Origin of the sequence: Parvularcula maris (assembly GCF_024505085.1) — a bacterium.
GTDB lineage: Bacteria > Pseudomonadota > Alphaproteobacteria > Caulobacterales > Parvularculaceae > Parvularcula > Parvularcula maris.
Genome location: NZ_JANIBC010000008.1, coordinates 84,299 through 105,861, shown reverse-complemented (window position 1 = coordinate 105,861; position 21,563 = coordinate 84,299). Strand labels below are relative to the sequence as shown.

The window sequence follows — 21,563 nt, the reverse complement described above, 5'->3', positions numbered from 1 at the left end:
TGAGGGCGGGGATAAGTTGGGTGCTGGGCCGTAGGGCGGCTCGCGTAGCGTGCCGCCGTTCCCAGATGCTACCGCTGCGAGGCGGCACGCTGCGCGAGCCGCCCTACGGGCATCCGCTTCTTCATCCGCTTTCCCACGGCGTAGCGAAGCGTAGACCGTGGGACCCATCTCCTGCCGTTTGAGTACGGCTTGGTCCGCCCGGTGATGGGTCCCATGGATCGCTGCGCGACCATGGGAAGGCGTAGAATGAGGGACCGCAGGACCCTGCGTCTAACCCAGGATCGGGGAGCGGAGGTGGTGTTCGGCGATCTGGGCGGTCCAGACGGCGCCGGTGGGCGGGAGGGTCAGGACCGCCGGGCCGCCGATCTTCTGGCCGCACATGGGGCCGACCACGGAGCTGCCGAAGCCTCGTCTGCCCGGTGAGGGGCTCGGGCTCGGGCCGCCCTCCTCCCGCCAGGTCAACAGCAGACCCTCGGCGTTCTTGTGCCAACCGATCGTCACCGTGCCTGTCCTGACCGACAGGGCACCGTATTTGGTGGCGTTGGTGGAGAGCTCGTGCAGCGCGAGCCCGATCGCCTCCGCCGCCTCGCCGCTGATGGTCACCGCCGGTCCTTCGATGCTCAGACGGTCGTCCTCTTCCGGGAAGAAGGCCAGCATCTGGCTCGCGATCAGATCGTGCAGCGACGCGCCGCGGTCGCTGGCCGCCAGGAGATGCCCCTGGGCATGACCGAGGGACTGGAAGCGTCCGATAAGCACGCTTTTGGCCTCCTCCAGCGAGCGCTCACCCGACAGGGTGCGCGTGGCGATGGCGCTGGCCACGGCGAGGACGTTCTTGGTGCGGTGGACGCTCTCCTGGAGGGCGGTGGCCTGGCGCGCGGCCTGGCGCTGGAGCTCCATCAGGCGGACGGTCTGGTGGGCGAGAAGCTTGAGCTCCTCGAGCTGCTCCTCGCCCAGCCCTTCGGGCCGAGGCTCCGGGTCGATGACGCAGAGGGTGCCCAGGGGCAGGTTCTCCGACCCGACCAGGGGTATCCCCGTGTAGAAACGCACCGGCCCCTCGGTGCAAAGGGGGTTATCCCTGAAGCGCGGGTCGGCGAGGGTGTCCGGGATGACAAGCGGCTCGTCCAGGAGGATCGCATGGGCGCAGAGCGCGACGTCGCGCCCGGTCTCGGGCTCGCCGAGCCCTTTGCGGGACTTGAACCACTGACGCTCGCGGTCGACCAAGCTGACCAGGGCGATCGAGGTGCCGCAGATGCGGGCGGCGAGGGCCGTGATGGTGTCGAAGGCAGGGTCGGCCTCGGTATCGAGGATACCGTAGCTTTGCAAAGCAGCGAGGCGGGCAGCCTCCTGCGGATGCGGGCGAGCTTCGGTCATGACGGCCAACTTGTGCCTCAAGGGGTTGATGAAAATGAATTAAAACCACTACGCGAGGGCGCGGCAAGCTCGAACTTGCACCTTTCGCAGTGAAGATGCATCTCCTGGCCATGGGAATTAGCGAATTGGGAACTTTTTTGCTAGCCGTGGCGGCAGCGCTGGGGGCTGCGGCGGCGGGTCTCGGCCTGTCCCCCTTCGCCCGGACGAGCCCTCGGATCGTCGCGCTGTCCGGTGCGGCCATGACGGCGGCCTTCGTCACCGTGGCGAGCGCCTTTCTGTTTCTGCTGATCGCCTATGCCGAGACGGACCTCTCCCTTCTCAACGTCTATCTCAACAGCCACTCGCTGAAGCCCCTGGCCTACAAGCTGGCGGGGAGCTGGGGCAATCACGAGGGCTCGCTGCTCCTGTGGCTTCTGATGCTGGCCGGTTTCGGCGCGGCGATCAGTTTGAGCCCCTTCGGCGACCTGCCCACCAAGCGCTACGCCATCGGCGTGCAGGCGATGCTGCTCGCGGCCTTCGGGCTCTTTACGGTGCTGACCTCGAACCCCTTCGCGCCCTATCCCGAGGCGTGGCCGACCCCTTCTGACGGGCGGGGGCTCAATCCGCTTCTTCAGGATCCCGGCCTCGCCATTCATCCGCCTACGCTCTATCTTGGCTATGTCGGGCTCTCTGCGGTCTACAGCTTCACCATGGCCGGGCTTCTGACGGGCCGCATCGGCAGCGCCTGGGCCAAGGCGGTCAGGCCCTACCTCCTCTTCGCCTGGTCGGCGCTCACTTTGGGGATCGGGCTTGGCGCCTACTGGGCCTATTACGAGCTGGGCTGGGGGGGCTTCTGGTTCTGGGACCCGGTGGAGAACGCTTCGCTGATGCCCTGGCTGGCGGCTACCGCGCTTCTTCACTGCGTCATGGTGCTGGAGCGGCGGGACACGCTGAAGCTCTGGGGCGCGGCGCTGGCGATCCTGGCCTTCGGCGCGTCGCTTCTGGGCGCGTTCCTGGTGCGCTCGGGCATCGTCACCTCGGTCCACGCCTTTGCCAACGATCCCGAGCGGGGGGTCTTCCTTCTGCTCCTCTCGCTCCTCTTCATCGGTGCGGGCTTCGTTCTCTTCGCGCTGAGGGGATCGAAGCTGCAGCAGACCGCGCGCTTCTCTCCGGTGAGCCGGGAGGGGGCGATCGTGGTCAACAACCTCCTCTTCGCCGTGGTGCTGTTCACGGTGTTCCTCGGCACGTTCTGGCCCATCGTGATGGAGACCCAGACCGGCAGCCGCATCTCCGTTGGCCCGCCCTACTACAACGCCATGCTGGCGCCGCTAGCTCTTCTGATGGCGGGGACGCTGCTCTTCGGGCTCCTCGTCCCGTGGAAGACCGGCGGCTCGGGGCAGTACCGCAGGCCCCTTCTGGTGGCGGCCGGGCTCAGCATCGCAGGCGCCCTCGCGCTGACCTTAGCCACCGGAAGATCCGCCCTGGCGCTGGCAGGCTTCGCCGCGGCGTTTCTGGTGCTGGCAGCGTCCCTTCTGGACCTCCTGCGTAAGGGCGGGTTCGGCACGGCCGAGGGGTTCAAGGCTTCGCGCCTGCAGGGGGTGACCGCCCGGAGCTGGGGCGCGCTGGTCAGCCATCTCGGCCTCGGCCTCGTGCTTCTCGGCATCACCGCCAGCACGGTGTTCCAGGGGGAGGTCCGCGCTGTCCTGACCCCCGGCGAGAGCACGAGGCTCGGCGCGTTGGAGATCGACTACATCTCCAGGAAGCAAATCGCCGGGCCGAACTACATCGCCGAACAGGACCTCTTCCGGGTGATGAAGAACGGCAGGCTCCTGACCGAGCTTACCCCCTCGCGGCGCTACTATCCCGCGGCCAACCAGGCGACGACGGAGGTGGCGATCGAGCGGCGAGGCCTCTCCAACCTCTATCTGGCCTCCGCGGCCGGTCAGGGCCTGGGCGAAGCCCGGATCGTCAGGGCGCACAGCCACCCCCTCATCCATGTCCTTTGGGGCGGGGTGCTGCTTCTGGCCGGAGGCGGGCTGACCGCCGGCTTTGCCAAGCGCCGCGAGCGGCAGCGGGCAGCGGCGGGCAAGCTGCAGGAGCGTCCCGCATGATCGCGGCGGTTCTTCTTTTCCTGGCGGCCCTCACGCCCGAACAAGCTGCCCGCGCCGAGCGCATCGCCAAGGACATCCGCTGCGTGGTCTGCCAGAACCAGTCCGTGGCCGACAGCGAGGCGGAGCTGGCCAAGGTCATGCGGCGGATCATCGAGGAGCGCATCGCCGCCGGTGACAACGATGCCGAGGTGCGCGGTTATCTCGTGGCCCGCTACGGCGAGACGGTGCTGTTGAGGCCCACCGCCGAGGGCGCGAACATCGTCCTCTGGGCGGCCCCGGCGATGGTTCTCGTCCTTGGAGCGCTCTGGGCCTTCTCCTTGCTGCGGGGCGGCGCTAAGGCCGCTTCGTGATGGGTTCGACCTCCTTTCTCAAAGCCGTGCTCAGCCTCGTCCTGCTCGTGGTGATGGGCGTGACGGCGGGCTTTTTCGCCTTCTGCGCCACCCTGCCGAGGGCGGACGATGCCGCAGCCGGTCTCGACCGAAGCCGTGCCGAGGGACGCGGCATCATCGTGCTGACCGGGGACAACGGCCCGCGCATCGAACGCGGTCTTGAACTGCAGGCGCGGGGCCTCGCCGAACGGGCGCTGATCTCCGGCGTTCACCCTCAGACGCGGAAGGAGGATCTCTACACGATGGGCGACCAGGCGGTGCTCTCCTGCTGTGTGGACCTCGGCCCCTGGGCGCGCTCGACCAGGGGCAACGCCATCGAGAGCCGGGACTGGCTGGTGCGCAACGGTTTCGACACGGCGATCCTCGTCACCTCCGACTTCCACCTGCCCCGCGCGAGGGCCGAGCTGCGCCGCTCCGCCCCTGACATCGCCATCATCGGCGTGCCCGTAGCCAGCGACCTCGCCCCTCAGAAAGAGTGGATGGGCAGCCTGCGTGCCTGGCGGGTCCTGGGGCTCGAATATCTCAAATTCCTGGTCGTCTCGGTCAGGTCCCTCGTCTGAGCGTCATGCAGAAGGCCCTCTCCATCCTCTTCATCGTCTATCTGTTCGTGTTCTCGATCCTGGTCGGGATCATCTGCTCACCGGCGCTTCTCAAGCGAGACTGGTCGATCGCGGTGTCGAAGTTCTGGGCCGGTGGGCTGCTCGGTGGGCTGAACGTGCTGTGCGGCGTCAAAGACGAGGTGCGCGGCGCCGAGCACCTGCCCGAAGGTCCCGCCCTCGTCGCGGCCAAGCACCAGTCCATGTGGGAGACCCTCAAGCTGATGGTGATCCTGCCTAGGCCGAGCTTCGTGTTGAAGAAAGAGCTCGAGCACTGGCCGATCTTCTCCTGGTTCTGCAAGGGCAACGGCTTCATCTTCATCGACCGGGCGTCGGGGGCGAGCGCGATGCGGGACATGACGGCCAAGTCCAGGGCGCGCCTCGCCGAGGGGCATCAGATCGTCATCTTCCCCGAAGGCACGAGAAGCCTGCCCGGCAAGCGCGTGCCCTACCAGCCGGGCGTGGCGATGCTGGCCAAGACCCTGAAAGTCGTCACGGTACCAATCAGCCACAATAGCGGCGAGCACTGGGTCCAGCCGGGGCCGCTCAAGCTGCCCGGCACCATCACCATGACCGTCCACCCCCCGATCAGCTCGATCGCCGACCGCAAAGCGTATTTGCGAGCCGTGGAGGACGCGATCGAAGGGCCTGAGGAGGCCGCCTGACATGTTCAAGGGCCGCCTCGGTCTCATCCTGCCGTTCGTCGGCTTCGGCGTGCTGTTCGCTCTTTATACGGTTCTCTGGCACCGCAGCGCCGATGTGATGGAGGCGGAGATCGCCGCCTTCGCCGAGCGTGAAGCGGCGGCGGGGCGCAGCTTCTCCTATTCCGGCGTCGAGATCGAGGGCTACCCGCTTTCCCTGCGCGGTATGCTGAGCGATGTGGCCTGGGACGGCGGGCTTCACGCCTTTGCCGCCCAAGAGGTGGCCATCGTCACCCTCCCCTACGATCCGAGCCGCATTCTGTTCCAGCCGAGGGGCGAGAAGGCGCTGACCTTCTTTGGCCAGGAGTATGATTTAAAGGCGGACGATCTGCGGTTCAGTCTCGAGCGCGAGTTCTCCGCTGCCGAAGCGCACGGCGTGGTGCTCTCCGACGAGAACGGCGAGGTGGTGTTCCGGGATCTCGTGATGAACCGGCAGAAGCTGGCGGGCGGGGAGAGCATCGCCTTCTCCCTGCAGGGTCTTCAGTTTCCCGAAGAGCAGGTCACCATCCACACGATCGACATAGCCGGTAGCCGGGTACAGGGGGGCCTTGCCGTCAAGGGGCTCGGCATACGGATCGCTTCGGAGGGGGTGCAGATGCCCACAGAGATCGTCGGCGAGGGCGAAGCCTTTGCAGGCGAGGACGGGCTTCTGGACGGCGCCTTCACCCTCACCTTCCAGCGGGAGGATGCAGCCATCGACGCGATGGAGAAGTTCGGTGTGCTGAGCGGTCTGACCTCTCAGCTCGCCAGCCAAGTGCTGGGGCTCTACAGCTCGAAGGGCGAGGAGCCCGTCGAGCTGCCGATGACCATCACGGACGGGCGGGTGAAGCTCGGCTCGATCCCGGTGACGACCCTGCCGCCGGTGGTGGAGCCTTCCGAAGGCTGAGGGAGGAGGCGCCCCAGAAGCAGGTCTGTCGCCTATGCATGATCGCGTCATCCCGGCCGAAGCGCCAGCGGAGAGCCGGGACCCATGGACCGATCGGACAGAACAGCAGCGGCCCTTCAGTCCATGCGTCCCGGATAAGCCTTACGGCTTTCCGGGATGACGGAGGGAATGAGCAGGAACGTTCTCGCTCTAGCTTCGTCGAAAAGCCGAGGCAGCTTCCAAAAACGCATTGTTCGCCTCCTTGCTTCCCACCGACACCCGCACGAAGCCGGGCAGGTTGGAGCTCGATAGGCCGCGCAGCATGACGCCGTGCTCTTCGGCGTGGGTCAGGAACCGCTTCGCTTCCTCCTCCGTACCAACATCGAGAAGGATGAAGTTCGCCCTGGTCGTGCGCACCCGGAACCCTCGCTGGGTGAGGACCCCTTCGAGCCGCGCCATCTCTTCCTCGTTATGCAGACGGTTGCGCTCGACGAAGTCCTGGTCGCCGAGGGCCGCTTCCGCCGCTGCCAGCGAAGGCGCACCGACATTGAACGGCCCCCTCACCCGCTGCATCACGTCGATGACGTAAGGCGGCGCGTAGCCCCAGCCGACCCTTAGGCCGCCGAGGCCGTAAATCTTGGAGAAGGTCCGTGTCATGATGACATTGTCGGTGCCGGTTTCCTCGGCCTCGTCCACCAGGCTGCGTCCTGCATCGTAGCCGTCCTCCTTCACGTACTCCGCATAGGCACCGTCGAGGACCAGCATGAGATGCGGCGGCAGCTCGCGGCGAAGGCGGCGGACCTCCTCGCTGGGAAGCAGCGTGCCGGTCGGGTTGTTGGGGTTGGCGAGGAAGACGAGCCTCGTTCTGTCCGTCAGCGCCGCCAGGAGTGCGTTCACGTCGGCGGTGAGGTCGTCCTCCTCCGCCATCACCGGCACGCACCCCTCGGCCCGCGCGATGATGGGGTAGTAGGAGAAGCCGTGCCTGGTCATCAGCACCTCGTCGCCGGGCTCGGTGAAGCAGCGCACAGAGAGGCTCAGCACCTCGTCCGAGCCGTTGCCGACGATGAGACGCTCCGGGTCGAGATCGTGCAGCTCGGCCAGTTTGGCGCGCAAGGAGGTCGCGGCGCCCTCGGGATAGACATGACTATGGGCTGCCGCCTCCCTCAGCGCCTCGATGGCGGAGGGGGCGGGGCCGAGTGCGCTCTCGTTCGAGCTGAGCTTGTAGGTCCTGCGCCCGGCCGCCCCGGCCTTGCCGGGAACGTAGGGGTCGATGTCGAGAATGCCGGTGCGGGGCTTGGGCCGTTGGGTCATGGCCGCCCTTTGCCCGAGAGCCGCCGGGTTGCCTAGCCGCTGCGGCGCTTCTTCTCGGCGGCGAGCCCCACCACACGCCGCCTGCCTGGCGCGAGGAGCGGGCCGAAGACCTCTGCCTTGCTGCCCGATGCGGGCACGGCGAGGGAGCAGCGCGCCTCGATCAGGAGCGCCCCGGCCACGTTGGGCAGCGGGATGCCGAGGGGCTCCAGCCTGTCCCCTGTGCGCTCCCACAGAGGCGCGATGGGCCTGAGCTGGGTCAGCGGCGGGAAGTAGAGGGCCGAGGCCTGGGCCGTGGGCGCGAACATGCCCTTGGCGAGCAGCTCGTGAAGCTGACGCCTGGAGAAGGGGCGGCCCGCGGCGAGCGGCGAGTTCTCGATCAGAGTCCAGAAGCCGTGACGGTTGGCCGCGATGATGATCAGCCGCCCGTCATCGGTCAGCACCCGCCAGGCCTCGCGCAGGATACGGCGGGGGTCGCTGGCCTCCTCGAGGGCGTGGAACAGCACCAGACGGTCGAGGGAGGCCTCGCGCAGGGGCCAGTTGTCCTCTTCCACCAGCACGGTGTTCGGGCCGATCACCGCCCCTGCCCCGGCGGGAGCCATGTCGATCACCCGCTCAGCCTTGGGAAAGACCGGCAGGAGGCCGCCGGTAAAGCCAAAGCCCCCTACCCGCAGGCCGCTGAGGTCCCCCCAGGCATCGGCCAGCTTCTGGCGCAGCACCTGGACGGCGAGCTGCCCCAGGGAGCCGCCATAGAAGCGGTCGAGCGATGCACTGGAGGTGCGCAAGGGACCTTCGAAGCCTCCTCAGCTCAATTGCTGGACGGGTACGGCTTGTGCCCGCTACGCCCCCACATAGGCAAGGAGCACAAGCAATGCACGAGCTAGGCCCCATCGACGTCCATCAATTCCCCTGCCTTGCGGACAATTACGGCTTTCTGGTGCGCGACCGGGAGAGCGGCGAGGTGGCCGCCATCGACACTCCCGATGCGGCGCGGATCACCGAGGAGGCAGAGAAGCTGGGCTGGCGGATCACCCACATTTTCAACACCCACTGGCACCCCGACCACGCAGGCGGCAACGAGGCGGTGAAGGACCGCTGGGGCGCTGAGATTTTTGCGCCCGAGGAGGGCGGCAAGATCGCGGTGAAGGACCGCATCGTCCGGGGCGGCGACCGGGTAATACTGGGAGAGACGGCGTTCGAAGTCATCGCCGTGCCGGGCCACACCCTCGGCCATATCGCCTATCATGTGCCCGAGGCGGGGGCGGCCTTTGTCGGCGACACGGTCTTCTCCATGGGCTGCGGGCGGATGTTCGAGGGGGACCGCGAGACCTTCTGGTCATCGCTTCAGAAGCTGAAGGCCCTGCCCCCTGAGACCGTGCTCTTCTGCGCCCACGAGTACACGCTGGCCAACGCGGCCTTCGCCCTCTCGGTCGATCCCTCGAACGAGGCCCTGGTTGAGAGACAGGCGGCTGCGAAGGCTGAGCGGGAGCGAGGTGAGCCCACCGTGCCGGTGCGGCTGGCGGACGAGCTCTCCGTGAACCCCTTCCTCCGCGCCGATGACCAGGGGCTGGCAGCCAGCATCGGCCTCGAGGGCGCCTCTCCGGCCGAAGTCTTCGGTGAGCTGCGCCGGCGTAAGGACGCGTTTTGACCCTTACCGAGCTGGTCGAACGCTACGGTCTGGAGCCGCACCCCTTCGAGGGCTACTTCATCCATGACGAGGACGGCTATTTCCAGGCCCTAGGCGCGCTGGACGAGGCGCACTGGCACAAGATCGAAGCCAGCGTGACCTATGCTCTTGTGGAGGGCGGCCCGGCGGTGGTCACCTTCTCCGCCGACGGTAGGACCGCGAAGGCCGTGCGGCTCTCCTCGCCCAAGCACGGCATCACCGTTCCGGCGGGGGCGGCGCGAACCCTTAGCTGCCTAGGACAAGCCGTGCTCCTGCATGTCGCAGCGGACTCGGACGCCGCCGCGCGCTATCTGATGCCGGACGACTGGTTTCCGCATGAATAGGGGGCAGGAATGAGGTCCATTCACAGCGATGTCGATAGCGGGGCGCTGGCGAGCCGCGGCGCGCAGATCTTAGGCTTTGGCGGGGTCATCCCCTTCTGGCTCGCCCTCGCCGTGCAGTTCTTCGAGCCGGCCATCGGCGAGGAGGAGGCGCGGGTCGCCGAGCGCATCGTCGTGCTCTACGCGCTCAGCATCGTCAGTTTCATGGGCGGCGGGCGGTGGGTGCTGCGGCTGCAGAGCCCCGATGCGAAGGTCGGCTCCCAGTTCGGCGGGCTGTTGATGGCGGTGGTGCCGCCGCTCCTCGCCTGGCTGATCGCCTTTCTGCCCGAGACCGTGAACGGCAATGAGTTCAGCCCGCTCATGCGCCTGTTCCTGATGGCGCTGCTCCTGTGGTTCCAATACGTCCAGGACGACAGCCACGGCGCCGAGCCGATCTCCGGCTATCTCCGCTTGCGCCTGATGCTGACGATCGGTGCGACCTTGCCGCTCTTTGCGGCAGTGGCGGTGGCGCCGTTCTTCTAGGCTTCGTGCTTCTCCATTAAAAATAGCTCTCTGACGCTACTTCCCTCACCGTCATCCCGGCCGAAGCGCAGCGAAGAGCCGGGACCCATGGATTGAGCGAGCAAATTAAGATCAACGTTCGGTCCATGGGTCCCGGATAAGCCTTTCGGCTTTCCGGGATGACGAACTGGAAAAATAGCTACTTCACCGTGCCCAGGCCGCAGGTGGGCCGTCCGGCCTGAGGCTGCGCGGCGGCACCTGGTAGACCCGCGACTTGCTGCAGAGGTGGACCTGCAGCTCGCCGTCCATGAGCCCGTGAAACGCCTTGTCGAGCACGTTGAGCCCCCCGGTGAAGGCGCCGAAGGCGGGCATGATCATCCGTGTGCCATCAAGGACGAAGGCCGGAAGCCGCACCCCCCGCCCGTTCTTCGCCGCGATGGCGCAAGGGTGGAGGTGCCCAGCCACGTTCCAGCCCTCGCGTTCCCCCGGCTCGTGACAGAAGGAGAGCCCGGCCAGCTCCACCGCCTCCTCCGCATGCCCCCTGAAGCGCTTGGGCGGCAGCGGGTCGTGGTTGCCGAGCACCCAGACCCAGGAGGCGGCGTTGCAGAGCCGCTCCAGCCGCACCGCATCGGCCTCGTCCATCCGGGCCTCGGCATCCTTGTCGTGAAAAGCATCGCCCAGCGACAGAACCGTCCGTGGGCGGCAGAGCCGCATCAGCCGCTCCACCGCATCCAGGGTCTGGCGGGTATCGTAGGGAGGCAGGAACTGACCTTTACGCGCGAAATGCGAGCCCTTCTCGAAGTGAAGGTCGGAGAGAATGAGAAGCTCCGCCTCCGGAACGAACGCCGCCCCCGAACAGTCGAGCACAAGCTCGACACCGTTCAGGAAGACCGCGCCGGGAAGACAGTTCTGAAGAGCCGTTGCCTGCATGTTCTCCCCCTAACGGCAGATCACGCGAAGGGGAAGATTCGGATTGGTAAGCTTGGGGGGCGCTCCTGTTGCCAACAAACTTGTTGCTCCCCGCTCGACCAAGAAGGCTACGTCGGAAGCAAAACGTCGATCTTGAGGATCGTATTTAAATTCAAACCTATCAAACGCTCCTTAGAAGTCTCTCAAGATTCTCGTAACCATACTCCCGTATGTATTCACGAAGGAACGGTTGCCGCTTTATAGCCTGTAAGTTATAAGCGAATAGCATTCTCGATGATCTTATACTTATTCGACCGAGTCGCCGAAGCGAACCCACCAACTCAAAAAAATTCAAAAAACTGTCCAATTTATGAAGCAAATCTCTGTCATCTTTATTTTGTATAGCTGATCTGAGCCGATCGATAGCAGCCGCTTCTCTGTAAAAAATAATCTGCTCTATCTCCCTAAAATGGTCCGCCTCGTAGTATTTTTCATATAATGCGAAAAACCACTCCGTTCTTTTCTGTCTATAGTTAAAAACAGCTATTAATGCTGCTGATATCGAACCTATGCTGACAAGAGCATATAATCCGACTTGGAGTACGTTCAAATTCATAGCGATCCTGGCAATTTAGTTGTCCTGCGGCATGGTTGCATCGCGCCACAAAACATCACGTTCAGCCATAGCGAAGGTAGGAACTAGCTATAGCACAGGCTATCTGAAACTACTCGCCCTTACCCCGCCCGGAAATGCTTACTCAGCCGCAGCCCCTGGCCCTGGTAGTTGGACGCCTGGGCGCTGCCGTAGACGCGCTGCGGCACCTCTTCCAGGCGTTCGTAGCGGAGGCGGGCGGCGCGCTGGCCGTGCTCTAGGATCATTGGCACGTCGAAGCCGCGCACCTCTAGAACGGCTCGGCTGGGTGCCTCGACGCCGAAGCCTGGGTCGAAGAAGCCTGCATAGTGGGCGCGGAAGGCGCCGATCTCTTCATCGATGGCGGCCATCTCGGCCGCGAGGCCTACCGGGACCACCACCTCCTCGCGGCTGGCGAGGATGTAGAACTCGTCCGGGTCCAGGGTGAGAAGGCCGTCCTTCGGCGCGGCGATAGGCTCGAAATAGGCGCGGGGGTCGAGGATGCCGACCTTGTCCACGTCGATCAGCCCGGCATGGCGCCTCGCCCGCCAGCCGACGACCTCGCCGAGGGACGGGGAGAGATCGACGCTGACATTGAGCCCGTCATCCACCTGGCAGCCTTGGGGCAGCTCGGCGGCGACCTCCCGGTCGGTGAGCCTTCCCTGCCCCCGCCTCAGGCGGAGCTGGTTGAGGGACGAGCCCTCGCGCACGACGATGGGGAAGGTGCGGGGGCAGATCTCGAGATAGAGCTTGCCCTCGTAGCCCGCGGGCACCTTTTCATAGCCCTCGAAATCCTCCGTCAGGAGGCGCACGAAGACGTCGATGCGGCCCGTGGAGCTTTTCGGGTTGGCGGCGCCCGAGAGGTCTTTGGGCAGCCGCAGGCGCTCGGCCAGCTCCACCACATAGACGCAGCCGCGCTCCAGCACCGCACCGTCGCCGGTGAGGTCGAGGGTGTGCAGCGTCAGCGCGTCGAGCCGCTCGGCCAGGCCCTGGCGGCCAGAGGGCAGGAAGGCCGCCCTCACCCTTCGCGCCTTGGGCCCCAAGGTCAGGTCGAGGCTGGCCGGCTGAACCTGCGTGCCCTTCCCGCTGGCTGCGATGGCGCCCTCTTCGATCAGCCTCGCCAGGGAGCTCGCCGTCAGAACGCCTTCCTGCACGTTAAGCGTGCTGCCTGCTGAACTGGCCATCGCGGTTGAAATCCTGTCACTTATGCACGGGCGCCTTGGCGGAACCCTTGGGTTCCCTATCTTATAGGACTGTGCAGGAGTCTAGCCATGGAAGAGTACGAGGAAGAACTGGTATCGGAAGCCCTGACGGACGGCATTCGCGTCCGCGTGTCCTCGGACTATCTCGAGGATGAGAGCCGCCCCGAGGACAGCCACTATGTGTGGACCTACACGGTGCGGATCGACAACGTCTCCGAGAAGTCCGTGACCCTCAAGCGCCGCACCTGGCACGTACACGACGCCAAGGGCCACTCCTATGTCGTCCAGGGCGACGGGGTGGTGGGCGAGCAGCCCGTGCTCGAGCCCGGCGATGCCTTCGAATACACCTCCGGCACGCCGCTGGCGGCGCCGTCGGGCATGATGTTCGGCTCCTACGAGATGGACCGCGAGGACGGCCAAGTCTTCGAGGCGATGATCCCGCCGTTTTGCCTCGATAGTCCCTACGACATCGCGCGGATGAACTAGGCGTTCTCCCTCCCCCGTACCGGGGGAGGTGCCCGAAGGGCGGAGGGGGACTGTCAAAGAGAACAGGCCTGTTTCCGGCGCTTTCCCACGACTTGTCCGTGGGACCCAACTCCCAAGCTTTGCGTTCTCATCCACCCTCAGGTGATAAGTCCCACGGACCGCTTCGCGACCGTGGGAAAGCGTCGAAGCTATAGCTGCTTGAAATCAAACAACCCCTTATCCACCAGGTGGCTGGGCCGCACGTTCTGCAGTGCCCGGAACATCACCTCGCGCTGGCCGGGCTTCTTCTCTTCCCATCTATCCAGCATCTCCTTGATCAGCACCCGCTGCAGCCCGTCCTGGCTGCCGCATAAGGTGCAGGGGATGATGGGAAAGGCACACAGCTCGGCGAACTTAGCCAGGTCCTTCTCCGCCGTGGTGATCAGGGGGCGGAGGACATGCACGTCACCCTCATCGTTGACGAGCTTGGGCGGCATGGCGGCGAGGCGGCCCCCATGCATCAGGTTCATCATGAAGGTCTCGAGCGCGTCGTCCCGGTGGTGGCCGAGGACGATGGCGTCGCACCCCTCCTCCCGCGCCACCCGGTAGAGGACCCCCCGCCGCATCCTTGAGCATAAGGAGCAGTAGGTCTTCCCCTCGGGCACCTTCTCGGTGACCACGGAGTAGGTGTCCTGGGTGACGATCCGGTGCGCAATGCCTAGGCCGCCGAGATAGTCCGGCAGCACATTTTTGGGGAAACCCGGCTGGCCCTGATCGAGGTTGCAGGCGAGAAGGTCCGCCTTGAGGAAGCCCTGCCATTTGAGATCGAGCAGCGCCGCGAGGAGGCCGTAGCTGTCCTTGCCGCCTGAGAGGCAGACCAGCCAGCGCTGAGACGAGCCGTCCTCGCGGGGGCCATCCAGGTGAAAATCGGTGATCACCTCCTGGGTCTGCCGCAGGATACGCTTGCGCAGCTTCTTGAAGGCCACCGAGGCGGGGGCGTGCTCATAGACTTTGAGACCGTTCGAGAATGCGGGAATGAGAGGTGCGCCGTCTGCCATGGCGCCTCCATGCCCTAAGGCTTTCCCCCCTGGCAAGCTTGGGCTAGGCGACCCTCCCATGAGCAAGCACTCCCCCCGCGTCTTCTCCGGCGTTCAGCCGACCGGCAATCTGCACCTTGGCAACTATCTCGGTGCGATCTCGAAGTTCGTGACGATGCAGCACGACTATCCGTCGATCTTCTGCGTCGTGGACCTTCATGCGGTGACGGTGCCCCAGGACCCCAAGCTCCTGAAGGAGCAGACCCGCGAGATCGCTGCCGCCTATGTGGCGGCGGGCATCGACCCGGCAAAGTCCATCATCTTTGCACAGAGCACGGTCTCGGCCCATGCGGAGCTGGCGTGGATCCTCTCCTGCCAGGCCCGCATCGGCTGGCTGAACCGCATGACCCAGTTCAAGGACAAGGCGGGCAAGGACAAGGAAAAGGCCTCGGTCGGCCTCTACACCTATCCCGTGCTGATGGCGGCGGACATCCTCGCCTATAAGGCCACCCACGTGCCCGTCGGCGAGGACCAGAAGCAGCATCTGGAACTCGCCCGCGATATCGCGGCGAAGTTCAACAACGATATGAACGCTGAGGACTTCTTCCCCCAGCCCGAGCCCCTCATCCAAGGCCCCGGCACCCGCGTGATGAGCCTCAAGGACGGCACGGCCAAGATGTCGAAGTCCGACCCCTCGGACCTCAGCCGCATCAACCTCACTGACGATGCCGACACCATCGCCAAGAAGGTGAAGAAGGCCAAATCCGACGCCGATGTTCTGCCTTCTGAGGAGGAGGGTCTCGAGGCCCGGCCCGAGGCGCGAAACCTCGTCGGTATCTATGCCGCCCTGTCGGGGGTGAGCCGGGCGGATGTCCTGTCGGAGTTCGGCGGCCAGGGTTTTGGCGCGCTCAAGCCTCGCCTGGCCGAGCTAGCGGTAGAGAAGCTGGCGCCGATCTCCGAAGAGATGCGCCGCCTACAGAACGACAGGGCTCACCTCGACGGCATCCTGATGGACGGCGCCGAACGAGCCGACGCCATCGCCGCACCGATCCTGCGCGAGACCAAGGAGATTATGGGGTTCTTGGTCAGGTAGAACAGCCCAATATTGGTTTCCCACGGCGCAGCGTAGCGGAGACCGTGGGACCCATCTCCTGGGGTTCAGGCAAAAAGATAAGTTCGGCGTTGGGTCCGATGGATCGCTGCGCGACCATGGGAAGGCGTGGAAAAAAGCGTAGGGCGGAACGGGAAGCTCTCCGCCTGTAAGCGCGGCACTTCGAAAACGGATAGCTTTGCGAGCCCGTCCTACGCTTTACTGCATTTTAAATCATGCGCATAGACGCGCCATCCAGCAACAGTTGCATCTCGTTGATCATCCTCGTCACCATTATAGATAGAGCCAAAGTACTCTCCGGTCTGATGATTTAGAATGGCCGCAATAGCATCGACGACTAATTCCGGACTGTACTGACGATAGGCTTCGAAAGAATCAGAGTGTTGATTAGATAAACGGACATAGCTCGTTCGAAGCTGTGCTCGGTTATCCATTTGATCAATGATCGCGGGAATCGCCGGAGTGCCCAATTCTATCAACTCGTCGAAAACACGCTGTTGTTTCGCGCCATCTACGACCGATAACTTGGAAATCAGTTTCTCCACATCAGTATAAAAGGGGAGGTCTCGGTCAGGCTGCCATCGAGAAACGATCAACGCCTGGCGCTCGATCTCATGATGGACATTGGCGAGAAGAAGCTCGTCTACCGCTTGAACCGCAGCGGGTGAATTGAGAAGATGGTATGTCACCGATTTTCTTGGGACGCTAACAAGAAACACTACGACTGCTTCGTCAGACTTTCCAAGCAATCGCGATAAGGAATTATCTTGAGACCAGACTTGAAAGGAAGAAACTTCCTGTACAGGTCCCTTCAGTATTGCCTCGGCAATCCAAGGAAGCGATACATACTTCGCACTTTGTTTGGTAAGCAAAATACCCCGAATATCGTCTGGCACTTCATAGGTTCCAGTAGCAATATAGGAAGCGCGAGCCGTTGGGATTACGATTTCTGGGGCTGCAAAGCAGGGTGGCACATCAGATGTTTTCGTGTGGCGGGATTGATCTGTCAGCGCACAACCTCCTGCGGCCAACGTACAAACAATAAGACCGAACAATTTTGACGGCATTTTACAGCCCCGCCGCCTGGCGTGCCAGCGCCTCGATCCCGGCCCAGTCTCCTGCGGCCATCTTGTCCTTCGGCGTCAGCCACGATCCGCCTACGGTGAAGACGTTGTCGAGCTTCTTGTAGTCGGGCGCGGTCTTCACGGAAATGCCGCCCGTGGGGCAGAACTTCAGCCGCTGCAGCGGGCCGCCGATGGATTTGAGATAGGCCGCACCGCCCGCCTGCTCGGCGGGGAAGAACTTCAGCCGCTCGAAGCCTGCTTCCTCCGCGCGCATCGCTTCGGATGCCGTGGCGACGCCGGGGAGAAGCGGGCACCCGTTCATATACTGAAGGGCCGCGTTGGCGAGAAGCGTCGTGAGGCCTGGGCTGACGGCGAACTGAGCCCCTGCGTCCACCGAGCGGGAGAGATCGCGCTCGGAAAGAACGGTTCCCGTACCGATCACCATGTCGGGGCGCTCCTTGGCGATGGCGGCCACGGTATCGAGGGCAGCGTCGGTCCTGAGCGTCACCTCCATGGCGCGGATGCCCCCCGCCATCAGCGCGTCAGCCAGGGGCAGAGCCAGGGAGGCGTCCTCGATCACCACCACGGGCATGACCGGGATGCCGGTCAATAGCTCGTCGATCCGTTCGGCTTGGCTGGTCATTTGGGGTCCACCTCGATCAGTCTCATCGTGTTGGTGCCGCCTTTCACCCCCGATGGGATGCCGGCGATGAGGAGCACGCAGCCCCCTTCGGTCAGCTCGCATTCCGTGCGCGCCACATCGGCGGCCTGCTTGGAAAGCTCCTCGAAGGTCTCGTCCTTCTGTACCAGGACGGGTTTGATGCCCCAGGCCAGGGCGAGCTGGCGGGCGGAGAGCGCGTTGGGTGTGATCGCCAGCACCGGCACGGCGGGCCTGCGCCTCGCCACCGCGTAGGCCGTCCCGCCCGAGAGCGTCGCGGCGAGGATGGCGCTGACGCCCGCCTTCTCCGCCGACCAAGCGGCGGCGGCGGCGATGATCTCAGCGCCGCTTTTCGGATCGGTGGTTTGGGCGGCGAAGCCGATCTCGCGGCCCGCCCCCTCGTCCTCGTCCACGGCGCGAAGGATACGCCCCATAATAGCGATGGCCGATTCGGGATGGCGGCCCACGGCGGTCTCGGCACTGAGCATGACGCAGTCCGCGCCGAGATAGGCCGCAGACGCCGTATCCGAGGCCTCGGCCCTTGTAGGCGTCGGGCTCTCGATCATGCTCTCCAGCATCTGGGTGGCGACGATCACGGGCTTGCCCGCCTCGCGCGCCATGCGGATGATCTGGCGCTGCGCCCTAGGCACGGCCTCGAGGGGCAGCTCCACGCCGAGATCGCCCCTCGCCACCATCAGCGCGTCAGCCTCGGCCACGATCTCGGCGAGCTCGGTCATCGCGCCGGGCTTCTCGATCTTGGCGATCAGCTTCGCGCGGCTCTCCCCCATCTTGGAGCGGGCGAGCCTCAGATCGTCGGCGGTCTGAACGAAGCTCAGCGCGACATAGTCCGTCCCCTGCTCCACCGCGAAGGCGAGGTCGGCGGCGTCCTTCTCGGTGAGCGCCGCGAGCGGCAGCTTGCGGCCGGGGATGTTGATGCCCTTATTGTTGGTCAGCTTGCCTGGCACCTCGCAGCGGAAGACCATGCGCTCGGCCCCCGGCTCCTCCACAGTGAAGCGGAAGGCGCCGTCGTTCATCATCACGACGTCGCCCTTCTGCAGCGCATCGAAGAGCTCCCGGTGCGGAATGGGGATGGCGCCCTCGGGCGCGCTCTCGCCGAGCACCGCCTCGTAGCTCTCGCCATAGGAGAGGGCGAGTTCGCCGCCCGCTAGCTTGCCCACCCGCAGCTTCGGCCCTTGAAGGTCGGAGACGATGGCGATCTGGCGCCCGGTCTTCTCCGCCGCCTCGCGCACGATGCGGAAGCGCTCGGCGTGGTCCTCGTGGCTTCCGTGGCTGAAGTTGAAGCGGAAGGCCGAGGCCCCGGCGCGAATCATGGCCTCGATCCGGTGGGAGGCGCTCGAAGCGGGACCGAGAGTGGCGAGGATCTTGGTGTTGGCGATCATGATCTGGACCCTATCCTGACGGGTTGAGGGACGGACGACGCAAAAAGGCTGGCTTCCAGGGTTCGAAGCCCTAGAAGGCTGGCTATGGACGTGCAGGCGAAGAACACAAAAATAAAGCCTCACGCTGCAAAAGACCGTCCGCGCCGGGTGCGCGGCGATCTCAGCGCAGCGGGGCTGATCGTGCTGGCAGCGCTTCTTGTGGCCGTGGTGACCGGAACCTTGAGCTGGGGAGGCTTCTTCCTGGCGGGCGGCATCGCGGCGAGCGGCCTGGTGCTGCGCGCGGTGATCCCGCGCCCGGCGACACTCTGGGGCGGGTTGACCGAAGAGGCGGCCGAGGAGGTCGAGCGCCTGCGCCGCGCGAGCAAGCTGCTCGATTCGCTGCCCCAGCCGGTCATGCTGCTCGACGAGAAGGACCGCGTGGAGGTCGCCAACGCCTCTGCCGTCCGGGTCTTCGGCAAGGGTGCTCTCGGCCAGCATATCGCCGGGGTGGTGCGGGCGCCCCAGGCCCTCGGCGCCCTGCGAGAGGCCCGCCACGACATGGCCGCGAAGGAGGCCGAGTTCTCCACCGCCGGACCCGAACCCCTCTCCGCTCTCTTCTACGTCGCCCCCCTCTCCCGCGAAGCCATCGAGCGCGACGGCGAGATGATCGTCATGGTCCGCGACCGCACCGAGCAGCGCATGCTGGAGCGTATGCGGACGGACTTCATCGCCAATGCGAGCCATGAGCTCAGAACGCCGCTGGCCAGCATCTTGGGCTTCATCGAGACGCTCCAGGGCCACGCCAAGAACGACCCCGAGGCCCGCGCCAGGTTCCTGCGCATCATGCAGGCCCAGACCGAGCGGATGCTCCGCCTAGTGAAGGACCTCGTTAGCCTCTCCGCGCTGGAGCTCAACGAGCGCCGCCTGCCCCAGGACGAGGTGGACCTCTGCGAGGTCTCCCAGATGGTGCACGACATGATGGTTCCTGTCGCCAAGGGGGAGGACGGCACCCTCGCCCTGGCCCCGTGCAACTGCGAGGCGGCGATCGCGGGCGAGCGCGACCAGATGATCCAGGTGGCCCAGAACCTGATAGACAACGCCCTCAAATACGGAAGGCCCAGCGACGAGGACGGCGCCGAGGTCACCTTGTCGGTGGGACGCGGTCCGGGCTCGGCCTTTCAGGGGGCGGATCGTTCAGGCGACAGCCCGGAGCAGATCGCCGTGCGCGCGGGCTGCGCCGCGAAGGACCTCGTCTATCTGCGGGTCGAGGACCGCGGCAACGGCATCGAGCGCACGGACCTCCCCAGGGTCACCGAGCGCTTCTACCGCATCGATGTCGAGCGCAGCCACAAGAAGGGCGGCACGGGGCTCGGCCTTGCCATCGTCAAGCACATTGTCGGTCGGCACCGGGGCGGCATCCTGGTCGAATCGGCAGAGGGCCGGGGCACCGCCTTCACCTGCTACTTCCCCCCTCGCCAAGCGCTGCAGGACGAGCAGAGAGCCGGGCTCTGAACCGCTCGTGCGGAAACTAAGCTCATCTCTCCCTCCGGGAGAGATCGACATCTTCGATGTCGAGTGAGGGCGAGTAGTAGACTGACCTAGGTGCAAAGAAAGCCCTCACCCGAAGACTGCTGACGCAGCCTTCGACCTCTCCCTCTGGGAGAGGTGCGACCTGCGCCTGCGAGGGCCGTTCGGAAGGCCTTATCCGATCGCCATACCCCTGACCCTTCCAGCGCGGACGAAACATGCTAAGCTTACCGACCTATATTTTGCGGAAGTGAGTCAGAAGCTACAAGATTGTGTCATACAAATCAGGCATCCGGGCGGCCGGTTGGGAGTTGGGCATGCCCTTTAGTCTATTAAGGCAACAAGCGGATCGATTCGAGAAGCTCGACGTGGCGCTCGCCACCATGGGCGGCGTGGTCGAGCAGCAGATCACCGATGCGCTGGCGGCGTTCGAGCATCGCGATGCCGATCTCGCGCGCGGTGTGGCCCTGCGCGACCGCGAGACGGACCGCCTCGAGGCGCAGATCGAGCAGCTGGCCGCCGAGCTCTTCCATGAGCGCCGCCGCACCCCTGCCGAGATACGCCGCATGATGGCGTCGGTCCGCATCGCCTCCGAGATGGAGCGGGTGGGCGACCTCGCCAAGAACATCGCCAAGCGCTCGGTCATCGTCGCCGAAGGCGATGACGACGAGCTGACCAAGCATGCCGGTGTCGTCCGCATGGGACGCATCGCTCTGCGCCAGTTCTCCGAAGCTCTCGACGCCCTCTTCCGCCGCAACGCCCAGGCGGCACTGGCCGTGCGCAATGCGGACGATCAGGTGGACGATATCTACAACTCCGTGTTCCGAGAGCTCCTGACGGTGATGAGCAACAAGCCCGCCCTCACCTCCAGCGGCACGCATCTCATCTTCATCGCCAAGAACTTCGAGCGGGTGGGCGATCACGCCACCAACATCGCCGAGCGCGTCCACTTCGCCCTCACCGGCAAGGAGATCGAGGCCGAGCGGATCAAGACCGACGTCACCGCCACGCTCCTGGCCGCGGAGTAGAGGGCGGCATGGCGTCCACCACCGTCCTGGTCGTCGAGGATGACGAGGCCCTTCGCACGCTGATGGAGTACAACTTCCAGCGGGAGGGCTTCGAGGTCGTCTCGGCGAAGGACGGGGAGGAGGCGCTTCTCAAGATCGAGGAGAGCCAGCCAGACGTGCTGGTGCTCGACTGGATGCTGCCCGCCATCTCCGGGATCGAGGTCTGCCGCCGCCTGCGCGCCAAGCCCGAGACGCAAGGGCTGCCGATCATCATGCTGACAGCCCGCGCCGAGGAGAACGACCGGGTGCGCGGCCTCGATACGGGCGCCGACGACTACATGGTCAAGCCCTTCTCCATGGAAGAGCTTGCCGCCCGCATCAGGGCGGTGCTCCGCCGACTGCGACCCGCCCTCGTCTCGGACGTGGTGACCTGCGGCGATATCGAGATGGACCGCACCGCCCACCGGGTCAGGCGGAACAAGGAGGAGGTGCATCTCGGGCCGACCGAGTTCCGCCTCCTCGACCATCTGATGCAGAACCCAGGCCGGGTGTTCAGCCGCGAGCAGCTCCTCAACGCCGTCTGGGGCTCCGACGTCTTCGTCGAGGCGCGGACCGTGGACGTTCATATCGGACGCCTGCGCAAGGCGCTCGGCAAGCACGGCGACAAGAACCCGATCAGGACGGTACGTTCGGCCGGCTACTCGCTGGAAGCGACCGAGCCCAAGGTGTAGCGTAACGGACTGCT

22 protein-coding genes are annotated in these 21,563 nt (G+C 65.1%); 13 read left to right on the top strand and 9 right to left on the bottom strand.

Going from position 1 to position 21,563, the window contains the following annotated elements; translation table 11 throughout:
* Positions 1–270: 270 nt before the first annotated feature.
* Positions 271–1,371, bottom strand: coding sequence for an HWE histidine kinase domain-containing protein (locus NOG11_RS10685; RefSeq protein ID WP_256619749.1), 1,101 nt, complete (start codon positions 1,369–1,371; stop codon positions 271–273).
* 125 nt (positions 1,372–1,496) lie between these two features.
* Between NOG11_RS10685 and NOG11_RS10680 the strand changes: the two genes are divergently transcribed.
* Genes NOG11_RS10680 through NOG11_RS10660 form a run of 5 tightly spaced genes read left to right on the top strand, consistent with a single transcriptional unit; the run spans position 1,497 to position 6,033 of the window.
* Positions 1,497–3,461 (top strand): heme lyase CcmF/NrfE family subunit, encoded by a 1,965-nt coding sequence (locus tag NOG11_RS10680; protein WP_256619748.1) that lies wholly within the window; start codon positions 1,497–1,499, stop codon positions 3,459–3,461.
* Positions 3,458–3,811, top strand: a complete 354-nt coding sequence (locus NOG11_RS10675; RefSeq protein WP_256619747.1) for a cytochrome c-type biogenesis protein — start codon at positions 3,458–3,460, stop codon at positions 3,809–3,811. Before NOG11_RS10680 ends, NOG11_RS10675 begins: the two co-directional genes overlap by 4 nt.
* Positions 3,811–4,410, top strand: a complete 600-nt coding sequence (locus NOG11_RS10670; RefSeq protein WP_256619746.1) for a YdcF family protein — start codon at positions 3,811–3,813, stop codon at positions 4,408–4,410. The genes NOG11_RS10675 and NOG11_RS10670 overlap by 1 nt, the downstream gene beginning before the upstream one ends.
* Positions 4,411–4,415: 5 nt before the next feature.
* Positions 4,416–5,111 carry a lysophospholipid acyltransferase family protein gene (locus tag NOG11_RS10665; protein ID WP_256619745.1) on the top strand — a complete coding sequence of 232 codons (696 nt, stop codon included), beginning with the start codon at positions 4,416–4,418 and terminating at the stop codon, positions 5,109–5,111.
* Position 5,112: 1 nt separating this feature from the next.
* Positions 5,113–6,033 (top strand): DUF2125 domain-containing protein, encoded by a 921-nt coding sequence (locus NOG11_RS10660; protein ID WP_256619744.1) that lies wholly within the window; start codon positions 5,113–5,115, stop codon positions 6,031–6,033.
* Positions 6,034–6,222: 189 nt separating this feature from the next.
* Here the strand turns inward: NOG11_RS10660 and hisC are convergent, their stop codons facing one another.
* Positions 6,223–7,323 carry a histidinol-phosphate transaminase gene (hisC, locus tag NOG11_RS10655; protein ID WP_256619743.1) on the bottom strand — a complete coding sequence of 367 codons (1,101 nt, stop codon included), beginning with the start codon at positions 7,321–7,323 and terminating at the stop codon, positions 6,223–6,225.
* 32 nt (positions 7,324–7,355) lie between these two features.
* Positions 7,356–8,105, bottom strand: coding sequence for a class I SAM-dependent methyltransferase (locus tag NOG11_RS10650; protein WP_256619742.1), 750 nt, complete (start codon positions 8,103–8,105; stop codon positions 7,356–7,358).
* Between the two features lie 86 nt (positions 8,106–8,191).
* On the opposite strand from NOG11_RS10650, the gene gloB reads away from it, so the two are divergent.
* The 3 genes from gloB to NOG11_RS10635 are packed head-to-tail and all read left to right on the top strand — an operon-like array spanning position 8,192 to position 9,849.
* A complete protein-coding gene (gloB, locus tag NOG11_RS10645; protein ID WP_256619741.1) occupies positions 8,192–8,968 on the top strand; it encodes a hydroxyacylglutathione hydrolase in 777 nt (258 codons plus the stop codon).
* Positions 8,965–9,330, top strand: coding sequence for a cupin domain-containing protein (locus NOG11_RS10640; RefSeq protein ID WP_256619740.1), 366 nt, complete (start codon positions 8,965–8,967; stop codon positions 9,328–9,330). Before gloB ends, NOG11_RS10640 begins: the two co-directional genes overlap by 4 nt.
* A gap of 9 nt (positions 9,331–9,339) precedes the next feature.
* Positions 9,340–9,849, top strand: coding sequence for a DUF3429 domain-containing protein (locus tag NOG11_RS10635; RefSeq protein WP_256619739.1), 510 nt, complete (start codon positions 9,340–9,342; stop codon positions 9,847–9,849).
* A gap of 183 nt (positions 9,850–10,032) precedes the next feature.
* Here NOG11_RS10635 and pdeM read toward each other — a convergent pair whose 3' ends face one another.
* Entirely contained in the window at positions 10,033–10,758 is a 726-nt protein-coding gene (gene pdeM / locus NOG11_RS10630; RefSeq protein ID WP_256619738.1) for a ligase-associated DNA damage response endonuclease PdeM, read from the bottom strand.
* A gap of 714 nt (positions 10,759–11,472) precedes the next feature.
* Positions 11,473–12,552 carry a 2'-deoxycytidine 5'-triphosphate deaminase gene (locus NOG11_RS10625; protein WP_256619737.1) on the bottom strand — a complete coding sequence of 360 codons (1,080 nt, stop codon included), beginning with the start codon at positions 12,550–12,552 and terminating at the stop codon, positions 11,473–11,475.
* An 87-nt stretch (positions 12,553–12,639) separates the two neighbouring features.
* Here NOG11_RS10625 and apaG point away from each other — a divergent pair, with 87 nt between their 5' ends.
* Positions 12,640–13,056: a Co2+/Mg2+ efflux facilitator ApaG/CorD gene (gene apaG / locus NOG11_RS10620; RefSeq protein ID WP_256619736.1), complete on the top strand. Its 417-nt coding sequence runs from the start codon at positions 12,640–12,642 to the stop codon at positions 13,054–13,056.
* 188 nt (positions 13,057–13,244) lie between these two features.
* Here apaG and ttcA read toward each other — a convergent pair whose 3' ends face one another.
* The gene (gene ttcA / locus NOG11_RS10615) at positions 13,245–14,093 is read right to left on the bottom strand and encodes a tRNA 2-thiocytidine(32) synthetase TtcA (RefSeq protein ID WP_256619735.1); all 849 of its coding nucleotides are present in this window, start codon (positions 14,091–14,093) and stop codon (positions 13,245–13,247) included.
* Positions 14,094–14,151: 58 nt separating this feature from the next.
* Here ttcA and trpS point away from each other — a divergent pair, with 58 nt between their 5' ends.
* On the top strand, positions 14,152–15,165 hold the full coding sequence (gene trpS, locus NOG11_RS10610; protein WP_256619734.1) for a tryptophan--tRNA ligase: 1,014 nt from the start codon (positions 14,152–14,154) through the stop codon (positions 15,163–15,165).
* 209 nt (positions 15,166–15,374) lie between these two features.
* Here the strand turns inward: trpS and NOG11_RS10605 are convergent, their stop codons facing one another.
* Genes NOG11_RS10605 through pyk form a run of 3 tightly spaced genes read right to left on the bottom strand, consistent with a single transcriptional unit; the run spans position 15,375 to position 18,305 of the window.
* Entirely contained in the window at positions 15,375–16,238 is an 864-nt protein-coding gene (locus tag NOG11_RS10605; protein WP_256619733.1) for a hypothetical protein, read from the bottom strand.
* 13 nt (positions 16,239–16,251) lie between these two features.
* Positions 16,252–16,890, bottom strand: coding sequence for a bifunctional 4-hydroxy-2-oxoglutarate aldolase/2-dehydro-3-deoxy-phosphogluconate aldolase (gene eda, locus NOG11_RS10600; protein ID WP_256619731.1), 639 nt, complete (start codon positions 16,888–16,890; stop codon positions 16,252–16,254).
* Positions 16,887–18,305, bottom strand: coding sequence for a pyruvate kinase (gene pyk / locus NOG11_RS10595; RefSeq protein WP_256619730.1), 1,419 nt, complete (start codon positions 18,303–18,305; stop codon positions 16,887–16,889). Before pyk ends, eda begins: the two co-directional genes overlap by 4 nt.
* 84 nt (positions 18,306–18,389) lie before the next feature.
* Here pyk and NOG11_RS10590 point away from each other — a divergent pair, with 84 nt between their 5' ends.
* The 3 genes from NOG11_RS10590 (at position 18,390) to phoB (ending at position 21,549) form a co-directional block, all read left to right on the top strand.
* Positions 18,390–19,796, top strand: a complete 1,407-nt coding sequence (locus tag NOG11_RS10590) for an ATP-binding protein (RefSeq protein ID WP_256619729.1) — start codon at positions 18,390–18,392, stop codon at positions 19,794–19,796.
* Between the two features lie 332 nt (positions 19,797–20,128).
* Positions 20,129–20,839: a phosphate signaling complex protein PhoU gene (gene phoU, locus NOG11_RS10585; RefSeq protein WP_256619728.1), complete on the top strand. Its 711-nt coding sequence runs from the start codon at positions 20,129–20,131 to the stop codon at positions 20,837–20,839.
* Positions 20,840–20,847: 8 nt separating this feature from the next.
* Positions 20,848–21,549, top strand: coding sequence for a phosphate regulon transcriptional regulator PhoB (phoB, locus tag NOG11_RS10580; protein ID WP_256619727.1), 702 nt, complete (start codon positions 20,848–20,850; stop codon positions 21,547–21,549).
* The last annotated feature ends 14 nt before the right edge of the window (positions 21,550–21,563 follow it).

Excerpts from the sequence above, each read along its gene's own strand:
- NOG11_RS10685 (WP_256619749.1), bottom strand. The coding sequence starts at position 1,371 with ATGACCGAAGCTCGCCCGCATCCGCAGGAGGCTGCCCGCCTCGCTGCT.
- NOG11_RS10675 (WP_256619747.1), top strand. The coding sequence starts at position 3,458 with ATGATCGCGGCGGTTCTTCTTTTCCTGGCGGCCCTCACGCCCGAACAA.
- NOG11_RS10670 (WP_256619746.1), top strand. The coding sequence starts at position 3,811 with ATGGGTTCGACCTCCTTTCTCAAAGCCGTGCTCAGCCTCGTCCTGCTC.
- NOG11_RS10665 (WP_256619745.1), top strand. The coding sequence starts at position 4,416 with ATGCAGAAGGCCCTCTCCATCCTCTTCATCGTCTATCTGTTCGTGTTC.
- NOG11_RS10660 (WP_256619744.1), top strand. The coding sequence starts at position 5,113 with ATGTTCAAGGGCCGCCTCGGTCTCATCCTGCCGTTCGTCGGCTTCGGC.
- hisC (WP_256619743.1), bottom strand. The coding sequence starts at position 7,323 with ATGACCCAACGGCCCAAGCCCCGCACCGGCATTCTCGACATCGACCCC.
- gloB (WP_256619741.1), top strand. The coding sequence starts at position 8,192 with ATGCACGAGCTAGGCCCCATCGACGTCCATCAATTCCCCTGCCTTGCG.
- NOG11_RS10635 (WP_256619739.1), top strand. The coding sequence starts at position 9,340 with ATGAGGTCCATTCACAGCGATGTCGATAGCGGGGCGCTGGCGAGCCGC.
- pdeM (WP_256619738.1), bottom strand. The coding sequence starts at position 10,758 with ATGCAGGCAACGGCTCTTCAGAACTGTCTTCCCGGCGCGGTCTTCCTG.
- NOG11_RS10625 (WP_256619737.1), bottom strand. The coding sequence starts at position 12,552 with ATGGCCAGTTCAGCAGGCAGCACGCTTAACGTGCAGGAAGGCGTTCTG.
- apaG (WP_256619736.1), top strand. The coding sequence starts at position 12,640 with ATGGAAGAGTACGAGGAAGAACTGGTATCGGAAGCCCTGACGGACGGC.
- ttcA (WP_256619735.1), bottom strand. The coding sequence starts at position 14,093 with ATGGCAGACGGCGCACCTCTCATTCCCGCATTCTCGAACGGTCTCAAA.
- trpS (WP_256619734.1), top strand. The coding sequence starts at position 14,152 with ATGAGCAAGCACTCCCCCCGCGTCTTCTCCGGCGTTCAGCCGACCGGC.
- eda (WP_256619731.1), bottom strand. The coding sequence starts at position 16,890 with ATGACCAGCCAAGCCGAACGGATCGACGAGCTATTGACCGGCATCCCG.
- pyk (WP_256619730.1), bottom strand. The coding sequence starts at position 18,305 with ATGATCGCCAACACCAAGATCCTCGCCACTCTCGGTCCCGCTTCGAGC.
- NOG11_RS10590 (WP_256619729.1), top strand. The coding sequence starts at position 18,390 with ATGGACGTGCAGGCGAAGAACACAAAAATAAAGCCTCACGCTGCAAAA.
- phoU (WP_256619728.1), top strand. The coding sequence starts at position 20,129 with ATGCCCTTTAGTCTATTAAGGCAACAAGCGGATCGATTCGAGAAGCTC.
- phoB (WP_256619727.1), top strand. The coding sequence starts at position 20,848 with ATGGCGTCCACCACCGTCCTGGTCGTCGAGGATGACGAGGCCCTTCGC.